The following is a 14,894-nucleotide window of genomic DNA, read 5'->3' as shown; positions in this document are numbered from 1 at the left end:
GACAACCGTGGCCGCAAATGATGGCTGCGATAGATGAACTCCGTCTCGATATGGGCAGCCTGCAATCGCCCATTCACTTGATAACTCGGCAAATGCTGCCATCGATTAACATGACTGTAATTGCCTTCGTGCGCTGCGAGTTGACGCGAAGACTGCTGATCGTCGCCGTGGCGCTAGAACGTTACCGACGGCGCGAGGGACATCCTGCGGCGGAGTTGGCGGCGCTTGTTCCCGCCTATCTTACGAATGTGCCCGACGACCCGACATCGGGCGATCTCTTTCGCTACGCATTGACGGCCGAGGGCTATTTGATCTATAGCCCCTCGACCCGGTTTCCGGTGCCACACGAAGAAGAGCTTGATCCAGAGACCGGTGCCAATCCGATGTTGCTTTTTCGTTGGCCGCCATTGCCCGAGAAGCCGCGCGCCAAGAAAGCTGGTGCGCCGGCCGAGGAGGACGATACGGAATCCCCCGCAGAGGATTCGCCCGACCAGAGTGACGCCACGTCGAACCCCTGCGAATGACGAAATCGCGTCGGCGTATAGTGCACGGTCGGCCGTGCGCTGAATACCCGCGCTTACATGGGCACCGGCGTTTTTTTTGCCGTCAGATCGCAGGCACGCCACAGATACCAACTGGCCACCGAGCGGTACGGCCGCCAACGTTCGCCATGCGCGAGGACCACGGACGGCTTGGGCATCTCGTCATGCCCATAGGTGAGCATGAAGCCCTTGCGAACCCCCAGGTCCGAAATGGGTAAAATGTCGGGGCGGCCCAGCCGGAACAACAGCAACATTTCGACGGTCCAGACGCCGATGCCACGAACGCTGGTCAAGCGCTCGACGATTTCTTCATCGCTCATGCGTCGCAACTTGGCCAACGTCGGCACGGTGCCGTCCAGCGTTTTGGCGGCCAGATCCTTGACGGCCGCTACCTTGGCACGGGACATCCCCACGGCGCGCAGCTCGTCGTCTTTGGCCGCGAGCAAACGCTCGGGCTTGATCTTCTTGCGCACGCCGAACGCGTCGACCGCGCGGCCGTGAATCGTGGCGGCAGCCTTGCCCGATAGCTGTTGATAGACGATCGCGCGCACCAGCGTCTGAAATGTGTCATCCATGCGGCGCTGCTCAAGCGTGATCGGCCCGACCCGGCGAATAAGCTTTGCCAGGTGCTTATCGATCCGCTGCAGGGCGGCCACGGCTGCGGCCGGTTCGTACGTGGTTGGCATATCGAGCCTCTAGGTCGGCTGACGCGAAGACAGAGTGCGGAACGCCATCTCCGCTTTTAGCGGAACGAGGTGGGGCGTGCAATGACCTATTGTCGTCATGTGAGAGTTGCGCTGGCGACAATCGCGGTGCGTTATACCAGGCTCTCTTCGGCCATCTCGTCGTCGGCCGTTTCCTTTTTGGCCGCCAGCGCGGCGGCGCCTGCGGCACCTTTCGGGGAATGCCCCGCCGTCTCAGAGGGCTGCACGACCGACAAGCGAAAACCGATGCGATGCAGAAAACTGCCGAACGAATCGAGAATTACATAAAACACGGGCGTAACGATCAGTGCCAATATCAGCGACAGTGATTGGCCGCCGATGATCACCTTGGCCATGCTGGCTCTCGCGCCCGAGCCGGGGCCCTTGCCCAGCGCGATCGGCACCATCGCAGCCACCAGCATTACGGTGGTCATCAAAATCGGCCGCAGTCGGGTGTGATTGGCTTCCAGCACGGCCTCTTTGCGCGCCATCCCCCGCGCGCGCAACTGGTTCGTGGCATCGATCTGCAAGATGCCATTTTTCTTGACGATGCCGACCAGCATGAACAGACCGAACATGGCGTAGATGTCCATCGGCGTCTGCGCCAGCACGAGCGACAACAGGCCAAACGGAATGGTCACAGGTAGCGCCATCAAAATAGCGACCGGCTGCGACCAGCTTTCGAATTGAGCCGCCAGAATCAGATACATGAACAAGATCGACATCACGAAGGCAATCAGCAGATAGTAGCCAGTCTCGGCCAACGTCTCGGCCTGCCCGCCAAAGGTGTACGAATAGGAGGGGGGCAGTTGCATCTCAGCCAGCAACGCCTCGGTGCGCTGCTGTACGTCGTTCAGCGCGATACCGTCGGGGTTTGCCAATACCGTGACTAATCGTTGACGGTCCTTACGCTCAATCTGGCTGGGACCTCGCTGTTCGGCCACTCGCGCCAAATTCGATAGCGACACCGGCCCCACCGTGGGGGACGAAATCGACAGCCCGTACAGATCGTGAACGCTGGAGCGGTCGCCGGCCTGAGCGCGCAGCCAGACATCGTATTGCTCTCCCTGATCGCGGAACGTCGAGACGGGCATGCCGCCGACCAGGATTCGCAACGAGTCGGCAATCATGCCGACCGAGATTCCCAGGTCGCTGGCCGCCTCGCGGTCGACGACCACTTGCAATTCGGGCTTCCGCAGCGCGAGGGTCGTATCGACGTCGGTCATGCCGCCTGCGTTTTTCATCCGCTCCATCAAATCGTCGGATAGTTCGGCCAACTTCTCCAGTTCGGGGCCGTGCATTTCGACCTGGAAAATCTGCGCCCGTCCCCCGCCCTGAAACGGTGAGACGTCGTTGACACTGGCGCGCAAGTCGGGATAGTCGGTCAGGATCTGCCGCGCCTCTTTCTGGATGGCGAACTGAGTGTATTCGCGATCTTCGAGCTCCTCCATCCGCACATAAATGGTGCCCTCGGTGACGCTGCCTTGGCCCTTGGCGTTGCGGTTCGTACTGCCGATGGTTGTGAACACATGGACCGTGCCAGGCAGCTTCCACAACCGGCTTTCGAGCTCGGCCATGATCTTGTCGGTGCGATCGAGCGCGTATCCTTCGGGGGTGATCACGTGAACTTCGTACTCGCTCTGGTCGTCGCGCGGAATGAGCGAGATACCCATGATCTTGGCGATCGGCACGGTGCTGGCGACGACCAGAATCGTAATGATCACGACCAGTGTCTTCGCGCGCAACGAGCCGCGCAGGATCAACCCGTAGGCCCCGTCGACCAGCCGCCATATGAAGCCCGACTTGCTCTTGGCATGGCCAGCTTCGGAAGGATCAAGCTTGAGAAATCGGCTGCACAGCATGGGGGTGAGCGTGAACGAGACGAACAAGCTCATCACAATGGCAAAGGCCACGGTCAGCCCATAGCTGGAAAAGAATCGCCCGATGATTCCACCCATGAAGGCCAAGGGCAGGAAGATAACGACCAGCGACAAGCTAGTGGCCATGACCGGTAGCACGATCTCGCGCGTGCCAATGCGGGCCGCCTCCATGCTGTCCAGGCCATGCTCCTCCATATGCCGGAAAATATTTTCGTGCACCACCACGGCATCATCGATCACGATACCAATTGCCAGTATCAGCCCCAGCATGGTGATGTTGTTGAGCGTAAAGCCCATGTAATACATGAAGGCGAATGTGGGCACGATCGACGTGGGAATGGCCAGCGTGGCGATAACCGTCGTGCGCCAATCGCGAATGAAGAGCAGGATCGTGGCCGAAACCAGTCCGGCGGCCAGCAACAAGTGGAATTTCACTTCCTCGATGGAACGTTTGACGAACCGCGACTGGTCGCGCGTGATTTCCAGCTTGATATCGGGGGGAAGCGTCGGCAGGATCGTATTGAGCTTGGCCTTCACGTCGTCGGTCACTTTGACGACGTTGGTGCCCGACTGCTTTTGCACCATCACGCTCACGGCGGCCTGGCCGTCGAGCCGGGCCATGGATCGCGGCTCTTCGATCGAATCGACGGCCTCGCCCACGTCTTTGATGCGGATCGGGTAGCCGCCGCGATTGGCGATGATGAGATTGTTGAACTCGGCAGCGGTATGGAGGCGTCCCAGCGTGCGGAGCACCATTTCGCGCGGACCTTGCTCGATATGGCCGCCAGGCACTTCCAGATTCTGTCGCTCGAGTGCCGATTGCACGTCGTCGATCGATAGTCGGTATGCGACTAGCTTGTCCGTATCGACTGTCACGGACATCGCGCGCGTGCGCCCTCCCACGATCGTGGCGGCGCCGACGCCGCTCACGGTTTCCAACTGTTCCTTAATTCGTTTGCGGGCCAGCTCCGTGATCTCGCGCAAATCGCGGCGACCCGACACGGCAATTGTCAGGATCGGTTGCGCGTCGGTCTCGAAGCGGTCGACAATGGGCTGCTCTGTTCCCTTGGGTAGCTGTGCCAGGACGGAGCCCACCTTATCGCGAACTTCCTGCGTCCCCACGTCCCCGTTTTTGGAAAGCAAGAACTGCACGGTAACGATCGACATTCCTTCGGAGCTGACCGAGCGAATGGCGTCGACGCCTGACACAGTGTTGATAACGTCTTCGATGGGCTTCGAGATCGAAGTTTCCATCTCCTCGGCGCTGGCACCGGGCAAGGTCGTGGTCACTGCGCACACCGGGAAGTCGACGTTCGGAAACAGGTCGACCCCCAGCCGGAAATATGACAGGATTCCGAGCACCACCGGCGAGGCGACCAGCACCCAGGTAAAGACTGGCCGACGAATGCAGATGTCAGAGATGCCCATGGATCAAACACGCATTGCGTAGGTTGGAAAGATCGTTTCGTTCGGTCGTTGCGGAGACTTTGGGAAAGTTCGCGTTGTCACGGCAATCACCGGCCAGTTGGTTATCCGGACGTGGTGTCAGAGGGCTTGCGCTCGTGATCGGGGGGCGCGGCGTGCGCGGCCTCGGCGGTGGGCTGATCCAGCGCCTTACGAATCGTGATCGCCGTCCCGTCGGCTAACTGAGTTTGGCCAGTCACGACGACCTGTGCATCGGCGGGCACGTCTCCCTGCACCTCGACCCAACCGTTGCCTTCCGTTCCCGTCTCGACCGGTATGGAGTATGCCTTGTCGTCGCGCACGACAAACAGTTTTGTGACGCCCGCATATTGCACGATGGCTTCGATCGGCACGACCGTTTTCTCGCTGGCCTGACTCGTCACTACCGCGGCTTTGACGAATCCTCCTGGCCGCAGGGCGCGGTCGTCGTTGGGGACCGAGACCTCGACCTGAAACGTACGGCTCTCGGCGTCAACTCCCGGATTGATCCAGGTCACCGTCCCGGCAAACGATTGGCCAGGATGCGAGGCGACGGTCAACCGTACTTCTTGCCCGATGCGGGCATGAGGACTGTAGCGCTCGGGAACGTTGACCCACATGCGCAGGGGATTATCGATAATCAATTGCGCGACCTGCTCCCCTTCGCGAATCATCTGCCCTTCGGAAACCGTGCGTTTCGTGACGGCGAACTCGATGGGCTCGGCCAGATTTTTAGGTGGCTTCGACGGCTCGGGCGCGTAAACGATCAAATCCTCGCGGGCCTGTCGCGCCACGTCCAACTCGACGCGGCTAGCAGTCGACGATGCCAAAGTGGCACGCGCCGAGAGCATGGCATTGTCGAGGGCCGCTTTCTTGTCGCGCAGCTCGAATTCGGCGTCTTGGTAAGATTCGACCGTGTTGACCTTCTTTTCGGCCAGCCGTTGCTCGCGGGCGAACTTCTGCTCGGCACGGTCGACAGCTACCTGGGCTTGGATGACGGCAGGCAACCTCGCCACGTTGAAATCCTCGCGAGGAAATTCCCTTAGCCCGAGCTTGGCAAGCTCGGAAATCAATCTCTGCTCAGCCTGCTTCACGGCCAGATCGGCATTGATGGTTTCAAGTTCCACCAGCGGCTCGCCCGGCTTCACGCGATCACCGACGTCGTGGAGCACCTTGACGATGCGGCCGGATTTCTCCGCCCCCACCTTGACGTCTTCCCATCCCTTGAGGGTGCCGACAACGTCGATCGTGGTTTCTACCGAGCGGCGTTCGGCCGGCGCGATCGTTACCGGCACGACCTTCGGTCCTACGGCGGCTTGGGGGGCCTTCGCCGCCTGATGGCCGCAGCCAAACACGGTAAGACCGGTTAAACCGCACACGATGAGCAACGTGAGTCGGGATAATGGCAGCATAGCTATTCAATTCCTCGGCGGCTCTGGAAGCGTGCGAGTCGCGCGGTTTGTAAATCCGTCCAAAAGATCAAATACCAGACGCCGCGACAACCCTGAGTCCAGGGACAGATCGCGATAGAGGTAATCCATCGTGTAAATCGTGATCAGGCCGCGCACCGCGGCGGTACATTCATCCGTTCGCTCGCGGGAGACGATTCTTTCGTCAGCCAGGCATTGCACGGTTTGTGCAACCAGTCCGGCTAGCACCTGCCCTAACTCGGCCAGCACCGTCGAGAGATGCGAACTGCGCGGGCCGAAGAACATGGCGTATGCAAAACGTGCCAGATCGGGATCGTCCTGACAGAGGCGAAAATGTTGCCCGATGACGGCCACCAGCTTGTCGGTCGCCGGCAGAGGGCCCGCCAAAATTTCCTGCATGCCCACGGTCAACTTCTCGATCGCCGTGGTGAGCAGCGTTTGGGCCAGCGCTTCTTTGCTTTCGAAGTGGTAGTACAGCGTCGGCTTAGTGACGTCAGCCGCGGCGACGATATTGCGCACCGACGTGGCGTCATAACCTTCTGCCGCGAACAGGCGCGCGGCGGCGCGGGCAATCCGCTCGGCGATTTCGCTCGAGCCTATGTTGGGCGAGAGTGGTGTTGCCATCAGAAATGCCTCAGGCAGTCGAGACAGACGCTGCACGTGCAAGGTTCGTTAGCTTGCTCAGTAATCGTATACCGAACGGTAGGTATTCAACCATGCAGGGGCTTTTGCGTCAAGGTCTGGGCAAGCTAGCACGGATGCGCCGTCCATTATCTAAATTGCGCGCGGTGCTGTATGTCATTTTCCGTAAATGGGTTACGGGCATATATCGGCTCCTGGTGATGGCGCGGAGCCGTGATAGCCGCGGAACAAAGAATCTGGCGCCGGCCGGGCGGTTCCTGGACACCTAGCTGAGAATCGGCCGGATGATCTCGCCGTGGACGTCGGTCAGCCGCATGTCACGGCCGCCGAAGCGGTAGGTCAAGCGTTTGTGGTCCACGCCCAACAAATGCAGCATCGTGGCGTGCAGATCGTGAATTTGCACCTTATCGGTGATCGCGTGATAGCCGTAGTCGTCTGTGGCCCCATAGATCGTTCCTCCTCGGATGCCGCCACCCGCAAGCCACATGGTGAAGCCAAAAGGATTGTGATCGCGGCCATCGGTTCCTTGGGCCATGGGAGTGCGCCCGAACTCACCGCCCCAGACGACGAGCGTTTCGTCCAACAGGCCGCGCGCCTTGAGATCCGTCAGCAAAGCGGCAATTGGCTTATCCGTCGCCAGCGCGTTCTTCGCGTGCCCTTCCTTGAGCCGGCTATGTTGATCCCAGCGATCGAAGCCCAAGTCCTGGGGCAGCAACTCGATGAATCGAACGCCGCGCTCGATCAGCCGTCGCGCCAGCAGACATTGCCGCCCAAAGACTTGGGTGTGCGGATCGTCGAGGCCGTACATTTCGTGCGTGGCGCGCGTTTCGCCTGTGATGTCGCTCAATTCTGGCACGGCCGATTGCATGCGAAAGGCCAACTCGTAATTGGCAATGGCCGCTTCCAGGCGATCATCGGGCGCCGCGCGCGCGGTCAGGCGACGATCGAGATCGCGCAGCAAACCAAGTTTGGATTGTTGCAGTGCTACGCGCGGTTCAAGCGGTTGCAGGTCGGCAACCGGTTGTGCGCCCTCGCGAAATGATGAGCCCTGATACGCCACCGGCAGAAATCCGGATCCAAAGCAGTCGAGTCCGCCGGGCGGAATCATGCCGCTATTGAGCACGACGAATCCCGGCAGGTTTCGGCATTGGCTCCCTAGGCCGTAGGTGATCCAGGCCCCCATGCTCGGACGGCCTTGCTGGCCCAGTCCGGTGTGCATGAAGTAGTTGGCGTTGGTGTGCTCAGAAAAATTGGAAGTCATCGACCGCACGATGGCCAGATCGTCGACGCAGGTGGCAACGTGTGGAAACAGCTCGCTGACTGGGATGCCGCTCTGACCATATTGGCGAAACTTCCACGGCGAATCGAGCACCATGCCGACGTTGTCGAATTGCGTCGGTTGCACGGGCACCTTTATCGGCTGACCGTGTTCACGCGCGAGACGAGGTTTCGGATCGAACGTGTCGACCTGGGACGGACCGCCATCCATGAATAGGAAAATGACGCGCGTCGCCCGCCGCCGGAAATGCGCCGGCCTTTCGGCCAACGGCCCGTCGCCCACGGTCGATGGTTCCCGTCCCAAAGATTCCGCGTAAGCCGGATCCGCGGCCAAGGCCGCCAGGGCAAGTGCGCCAAACCCATTCGCCGAGCGCGACAACATCTCGCGCCGGGTCAAAGCAGGTTCGTGAAAGCGCTGGCAGTGCATGGCAGGAAGTAATCGGTTTGCAGTGGGTGGGTGGTAAGAGCGTCTGCCGCGGGGCCGAAAGAGTAGCTATTCTACAAAAACGAATTCCTTGGCATTGAACAGCACGTGGGCCAAATCAGCCCACGCATGCTGCTCGCTGTCTGTATCGTAGAGCTCTCGTTGGGCGGCCAGAAATCGTGCGACCGTGGAAAGCTCGTCTTCATCCGGGGCGCGTCCCAATGCCTCGCGGTACATTGCCGAGACACGCTCGGTATCGCTCAACTCTGGCAGCGCCTGGATGCGTTGCGCCCAAATCAACGCTTGTTCAGCGACGAAGGGACTGTTAAGCATCACCAGCGCCTGCGAAGGTACATTCGAAACGGTTCGCCGGCCGATCGTTGTAAAAGGTGTGGGATAATCGAAAGCCAAGAGCATGGGCGATAGAAAGTTGCGCCGCACTTTGAGATAGATGCTGCGCCGGCCTAGGCCATCGAGCGGACCAGATTCTTTTGGGCGGCCGCGTCCGCTCATGAATTGCGTGAGATAGGGCGCCACGCCCGGCCCATACATGGTCTGGTCGAGTCGGCCGGATACGGCAAGCACGGCGTCGCGAATGCACTCTGCGTCCAGCCGTCGACGCGGCACGTGATGCCAACTGCGGTTATCGGGATCGGCAGCGAGCGCCGCGGGCGAAGCGGCGTTCGACATTCGGTACGCACTGGAGAGCACGATCAAGCGGTCGAGTGCTTTGATGGACCAGCCTTGTCGCATGAACTCGGCGGCTAGCCAGTCGAGCAGCTCTGGATGTGTCGGCGCCTGTCCCATGGCGCCAAAGTCGTCGGGCGTCGAGACAATGCCGCGACCAAAATGGCGCTGCCAGATGCGATTGACCATCACGCGCGGAACCAACGGTTGCGTACCGTCGACCAGTCCCTCGGCCAATTCCAGTCGTCCGCTCGCATTCCTTGGCGCGGGCCGCTGCTCGCCGCCGAGGACTTGCAGGTTGCGGCGCGCCACCTCGGGCCCCAGCGTGCGGTGGTTGCCGCGGATAAAGACGTGCTCGTCCTCCGGCGTCCCCTCGGCCATGGCCAACGACCGCCGCGGCGCAGGCAGCGCGGCGCAAATCTGGTCGCGCTGCGCTTTGATCTTGGCCCAGGCATTCCGCGCTTGGTCGGTTACAAGAGCAGACTGCCCTGCGGCGCCTTGATCGGCCGGTGCTGTCCTTTTATCTGCTGACCAGCCGGCCAGTGCGTCTACGATTGCGCAACGATCGTGTGATGTATCGTCAGCCGCGGCCCTGGGAGTGGCAAGCCACCATTCGAGGCTCTCAGTAAAAATGCGCTGGTATGCGTTGGCCAGTTCCGCGGCCGACTGAATCGTCGGATCGTAGGCCACCTTGGCAATTAGTGCGTTCGGGCCGGGCGCCTGAGGAGGTTGATCGGCAAAAACAACCTGATCGAGCGCGAGCCAGCCGTCGCCGTCGTCGATGAGTTCAATGTAGGCACGATGCCCGACCCATTTCTCTACGTTTTGCTCGTGCCAATGCGGCGCTAAGCCCCCTGGCGCGAACTTCAAACCGCCGTAGATGGGATCTTGAATCAACTGCAGCCCGTCCACGATCAGGCGCACCTGACCACTGGTACCCCACAGCCGATAGAAAATCTTGGGGTGCTCGATGGTAAACGTCGGCGATCGTAATACGCCTTGCAACTTCTCAGCCAATAGGCCGCTATGCGCAGCCGACACACCGACGAGCCCCATCGGGAGATCAGTCGATCCGGCGTCGTGCGTTGCCGTCGTGACATCTGCCGCGCGAGCCGGACAGTTGCCAAATGCCATGCCCGTGGGCATCCAATCTCCGAAAGTAGGGCCGTCGAAGTCGGCGAAAGCCACACTTGCACGGGCTTCAAGGGCCTGATGCTCGACGAGTTTCGTACCAAATACTGCGCGGCGGCGGGCGAACTCGGCTGTGTCCTGAGGAATATTCACGCCGGCCAGCTTTTGCCAGGCGTGCCAAACGTCGCTCGGTCGTGCATCGGCTTCGGCCAGGCGGTGGATTTGCCAGTCGCTACGGTTGTCACTTGCGAGCAGTTTCGCCGCCAGATGGTCGACTTGCAAGCGACAGGCCTGTTGCAAGTAATCTGCGAATACCTCGCGCTGGCGGTCGCGCAGGCGAGTCAGTTCGACGATCGGCTGAGCAGTCTCGGGCGGGGAACTTTGGGGAGGATCGTCGAGAAATGCATGCTGATAGCGCGAGCTTTGCAGATAACCGGCCAGTGCGTAGTAGTCGCGCTGAGTAATTGCGTCGAACTTGTGGTCATGACACCGTGCGCATCCCAGCGTCAGCGCGAGAAACGTTTTGGCGAAGACGTCGAGCTGATTGTCAACGCGCACGGCTTCGTCCTCGCGCACGTCGACCGGCGAATGCCGGGCCTCGCCGAAGAAGAAAAAAGCCGTTCCAATGATGGACTCGTTGAAGTGTTCGGCCGGATTCCGTCGCGGCCCTGGTAACAGGTCCCCTGCCAGGTGCTCGACGAGCAATCGATCGTAAGGAACGTCAGCATTCAACGCCCGAATCATATAGTCGCGATATTGGTAGGCGTTGGGAATCTCAAAATCGTGCTCGTGGCCGTAGGTCTCGGCGAAGCGGGTCAGGTCGAGCCAATGGCGGGCCTGCCGTTCTCCATAATGCGGCGAGGCCAGCAAGCGATCGACAACCTTTTCATAGGCCGATTCCTGGTCGTCGGCCAGAAAATCGTCGATATCAGCCGGCACGGGAGGCAAGCCGATCAAGTCGTACGTTACACGGCGAAGCCAGGTACGCTTGTCGGTCGGCGCGGCCGGCACAAAGCCGCGCGCTTCCAATCCGGCCAGGATAAATTGATCGATGCCACTGCGCGGCCATGTCATGTCCGTGACTGTCGGCGGAGATGTATCAGCCAACGGTTGAAAGCACCAATGTTGTGCTCTCGTCGCGAAGTCAAAGGTGGAGGGGCCGGCCGCCGAAGCGGACGACGGTGCCTTTTGCGCCGGCCACGGGGCGCCACGTCGAACCCAGTCTTCCAGCACGGCGATCTCTTCGTCCGGCAAACGTCCCTTGGGAGGCATCTGGTACGTCTCGCCGTAGCGAATGGCATCGACGAGCAGGCTTTCGTCCGGCTTGCCAGGCACGATCGCGGCGCCGGTGTCGCCACCTTGCAAAACCGCCTCCCGGGCGTCGAGTCGCAAATTGCCCTTGTGCTTGTCCCCTGCGTGGCACTCGTGACAGCGAGCTACCAATAGCGGGCGTACCTGCTTCTCAAAAAACTCCACATCCGCGGCCCCGGTCGCAGGCTCAGAACTGCCGGGAACCGCGTCCTCAGCGGTCGCCACACGACAGGAAAAGCCCCAAGCCAGCGCGCAGCAGAGCAATGCAATCAGGACGTGCGCTCTGTGCAGTTTTGGAGGACGACGCAAATCGACCGCTCGTGTACGTGGTTGGTCAGACGAGGCGTGATGGCAGCGCTAGTTCAGCTAATGAGGGACGCCGTGGTTGCCTGAGACCGCGGGCCTCGATCGCACCGAAACAGTACTCAAAAAACCAGGTTTTTCCCCTTACGGCAGCCTTCCCGACTATACAGCCGGCGGCCATGAGGGTCCAGAAATGTCTTACCTGGCGAACCGCACCGCCGCGCGAATCGATTGCTTGACCCATCAGACGCGCGGGCTAGGATGAGGCAGAACCAAGGTGGTTTTTTACGCGCCTCGCGTGCGCCCGCTGCCCAAGGAGTCGACCATGTTGCGCCATTTCGTCATTCCGACCCTCGCGTGGGTGTCTTTGTTGGCGGGTTCTGCGCCGGCCGCTGAACCTCTGCCGGTCAAGACGGTGGAACATAAGGCCGATTCGGTGGGGCGCAACATGAAATACAACATCGTGCTGCCCGCCAACTACGAGACGTCGACAGAGCGCTACCCGGTGCTGTATTTGCTGCACGGGCTGACCAGCAATTACACGGCTTGGGCCTTTATGAAGGTGCCCGAGGTCGCCGCGAGCTACAAGTTGATCATCGTCATGCCGGACGTTGGCAACTCGTGGTATGTCAATTGGGCCGAAAGCGCGGCGGGACAAAAGAACCAGTGGGAAGATTACATCATCAAAGAACTGATCGGCCATGTCGACGAAACCTATCGCACGATCGCCAAACGCGAGGCCCGCGCGATCAACGGTCTGTCGATGGGCGGGTACGGGGCGATCATGCTGGGGCTGCGGCATCCGGACCTGTTCTGCTCGATTGGCAGTCACAGCGGAGCGCTGGCATTTGCCGACCGCTCGGCCGAATCGGTCGCCCAAGGGGAGCAGCCAGAGTTCCTGCGCCGTCCCTGGACGGGAGAAGTGAATCCGAAGATCAAGATCGAAGGTTTCAGCAGCCCTGCCGAGCGGACACCCCAGGGAAAGATTTTTCTAACGCGCGAACAGTGCGATGCACATGATCCGTTCAAACTGGTGTTGGCAGTCGAACGGGCCAAGCTGCCCTACATTTACGTCGACTGCGGAACGGACGACGGCCTGATCACCAGCAATCAGCGGTTTTGCCGGTTACTGATGGAGAACAACATTCCGTTCACCTACGGACAGTCGCGGGGCGGCCACGTGCCTCCGTACTGGGCGCGCGAGGTGGCCCAATCCATCGCCGTGCAGAATTTGATCATCGAGAGGTCGCTCGCTCAAGCGGCGAAGTCTGCCAAGAGTGCCGCAGATGCCGCCGGCAACTAGTCGCGCATAACGCACGACACTTTGCGCCGCGTACCCGAGAGTGATTTGGCGAAGGCCGCTCTCAGGGAGCAACGACTTTTTATTTGACGACCACGCGGTTACGCGGTGAACGCGGCCCGGGTCCGTTCGGCCAACGGCGTATCGGGGGCCTGCGAACTACGCAGGTTGAACACGCTGGCCGCCAGGTAACGGTCGCGCCATGTGGGCGATATGTGGTAATAGTTCTCCAGGACGGCCGAACTGAATTTGTAGTCGTGCGAGTCCTTGCCCTTGAGGAAGACCAACGTGCGGGCCGTGTTGATGAATTGTTGCGGATCGGGATTCAATCGTGCGTAGGCCAGGGTCTTGCGGGCTGCCTGCAGCCGATCGCCGCCAATGTCCGCAAATATCTCGTCCACGCCGGCGCCCGCGGGTTGCGGCTCGAGCGCGTCGATTTGGATCGGAGCTAGCGACCCACCGCGACGTTCGACGGCCGCGCGGAACATGGGCACAAAGGCCGCGTTCTGCAACAGCAGCATCCGCCGCGTGTCGTCGCTGGCGCTGGCCTCGTAGGAAAACCGCAGCGCGTTGCTGCTGGTTACGGCGTGTAGTGACACGATGCCGGGAGAGCGCGCCAGCAGCTCCGACGCGCCCACCAGCAGGGCATCCCAAATCGATTGCGGCGCTACACCGCGGTTGAGCAGGGCGACCACCTGCCGCGGTGACTCTTGCTCGTTGGCGCTGCGCAGCGTAGCCAGCATCTCGGTCGTGGCTGCATCTTCGAGTTTGCCTTCCTGCCAATCGGCACGAATCTGGCCGGCCAACTCGGTATTCTGTTTCCAAGGGCGATCCGCGGGAGCGTCGCTATCCTTGGCGTCGCCGCCGCGATCCTGCAAGGCATAGGCCAGCGAACGCAACACCGGCTCGGCATATTGCCAGCCAATGCAAGAGAGCGTGCGCCAACTGTTGGCGACGAAAATCGCCTTGTGACCGATGTCGCGGAAGTCCCGCGCCCCGTAGCGAGCAAATAGCTCGAAGACTTCGTTCGCGCCTGCCGTGCGGGCGAGACCTGCCACGGCGGGGTCGACCCCCGTCTCGTCCCAGTGGTCCATCGCCTTGCAAAAGACCTCACGCGAGGTGCGGGCCGACGGCACCGCCGACTCGTCGACCGGCGCCATGGTCCAATTGCCTTCGCGGCGGTCTGCTTCTTGCGCCACTTTGAAATAATCGAGTGCCCAGAAAATCGGCAGCCAGCGCAGTTCATCGGGTGATCCGAGGCTTGCCAGGTGGGCCGAATTCACGACGAGCACCGCGTGGAATTTGAAGCCGACCGGCCGAGGTTGCACGTTGCGCACACCAGCCAAGAGCAACGCTGTAAGGACTTCGCGGTAGCTGGTCCCGCGCTTGATGCGCCCGGCGATCTCTTCCAGCAGTCGCTCGCGTGGCGTTTCCTCCAGTAGGCGAACGAGCGGTTCGATTTCGGGTTGAAAACGGACGATTTTCGGGTCGACCTCGGCCTCAGCTGCCGAGACCGTCGGCAGGCCGCGTAGAAATGCCATATCGGCCATTGCGGCGAGTGTGCCGGTCGTGGCCTGAAGAAACCGTCGACGAGAGGATCCGCCAAACATGATCGCCTCCCTTCTGAAAGTCGAAAGACTCCGATTCCGCCACGTCTTTATCGCGCGCCGGGCGCGCAATGGCAAGCTAATGTTTCATACGGGCCGGCAGGCCCCGCGCCACGGCTGATAAGCTGGGCGCGGGGTCGTGCAAGCGGTCGGTTTGCTTGTCTTGTTGAGCGGTTTTCGGCAAGATGTGGTCGATCATCCGTGAGCCACCG

At 60.9% G+C, this 14,894-nt stretch carries 9 protein-coding genes; 2 read left to right on the top strand and 7 right to left on the bottom strand.

Features of this window, described 5'->3' with window-relative positions:
• Positions 1–524: hypothetical protein (locus VGG64_27380; GenBank protein ID HEY1603356.1), on the top strand; the 524-nt coding region annotated here is incomplete at its 5' end.
• A 53-nt stretch (positions 525–577) separates the two neighbouring features.
• Here the strand turns inward: VGG64_27380 and VGG64_27375 are convergent.
• From VGG64_27375 to VGG64_27350, 6 genes are all read right to left on the bottom strand, one after another.
• Positions 578–1,228: a DNA-3-methyladenine glycosylase gene (locus VGG64_27375; protein HEY1603355.1), complete on the bottom strand. Its 651-nt coding sequence runs from the start codon at positions 1,226–1,228 to the stop codon at positions 578–580.
• Between the two features lie 131 nt (positions 1,229–1,359).
• The gene (locus tag VGG64_27370; protein HEY1603354.1) at positions 1,360–4,554 is read right to left on the bottom strand and encodes an efflux RND transporter permease subunit; all 3,195 of its coding nucleotides are present in this window, start codon (positions 4,552–4,554) and stop codon (positions 1,360–1,362) included.
• Positions 4,555–4,655: 101 nt separating this feature from the next.
• Complete coding sequence (locus tag VGG64_27365; protein ID HEY1603353.1) at positions 4,656–5,981, bottom strand: efflux RND transporter periplasmic adaptor subunit; 1,326 nt, start codon at positions 5,979–5,981, stop codon at positions 4,656–4,658.
• Positions 5,982–5,987: 6 nt separating this feature from the next.
• Positions 5,988–6,623, bottom strand: coding sequence for a TetR/AcrR family transcriptional regulator (locus VGG64_27360; protein ID HEY1603352.1), 636 nt, complete (start codon positions 6,621–6,623; stop codon positions 5,988–5,990).
• Positions 6,624–6,906: 283 nt separating this feature from the next.
• On the bottom strand, positions 6,907–8,346 hold the full coding sequence (locus VGG64_27355) for a DUF1501 domain-containing protein (GenBank protein HEY1603351.1): 1,440 nt from the start codon (positions 8,344–8,346) through the stop codon (positions 6,907–6,909).
• A gap of 66 nt (positions 8,347–8,412) precedes the next feature.
• A complete protein-coding gene (locus tag VGG64_27350) occupies positions 8,413–11,697 on the bottom strand; it encodes a PSD1 and planctomycete cytochrome C domain-containing protein (GenBank protein ID HEY1603350.1) in 3,285 nt (1,094 codons plus the stop codon).
• A 403-nt stretch (positions 11,698–12,100) separates the two neighbouring features.
• On the opposite strand from VGG64_27350, the gene VGG64_27345 reads away from it, so the two are divergent.
• On the top strand, positions 12,101–13,078 hold the full coding sequence (locus VGG64_27345) for an alpha/beta hydrolase family protein (protein HEY1603349.1): 978 nt from the start codon (positions 12,101–12,103) through the stop codon (positions 13,076–13,078).
• A gap of 98 nt (positions 13,079–13,176) precedes the next feature.
• Here VGG64_27345 and VGG64_27340 read toward each other — a convergent pair whose 3' ends face one another.
• Positions 13,177–14,685, bottom strand: a complete 1,509-nt coding sequence (locus tag VGG64_27340; GenBank protein HEY1603348.1) for a hypothetical protein — start codon at positions 14,683–14,685, stop codon at positions 13,177–13,179.
• Positions 14,686–14,894 lie beyond the last annotated feature (209 nt).

Source organism: Pirellulales bacterium, assembly GCA_036490175.1.
Lineage (GTDB): Bacteria > Planctomycetota > Planctomycetia > Pirellulales > JACPPG01 > JACPPG01.
The sequence above is the reverse complement of the archived record's forward strand: the minus strand, read 5'-3'. Positions and strand labels throughout refer to the sequence as shown.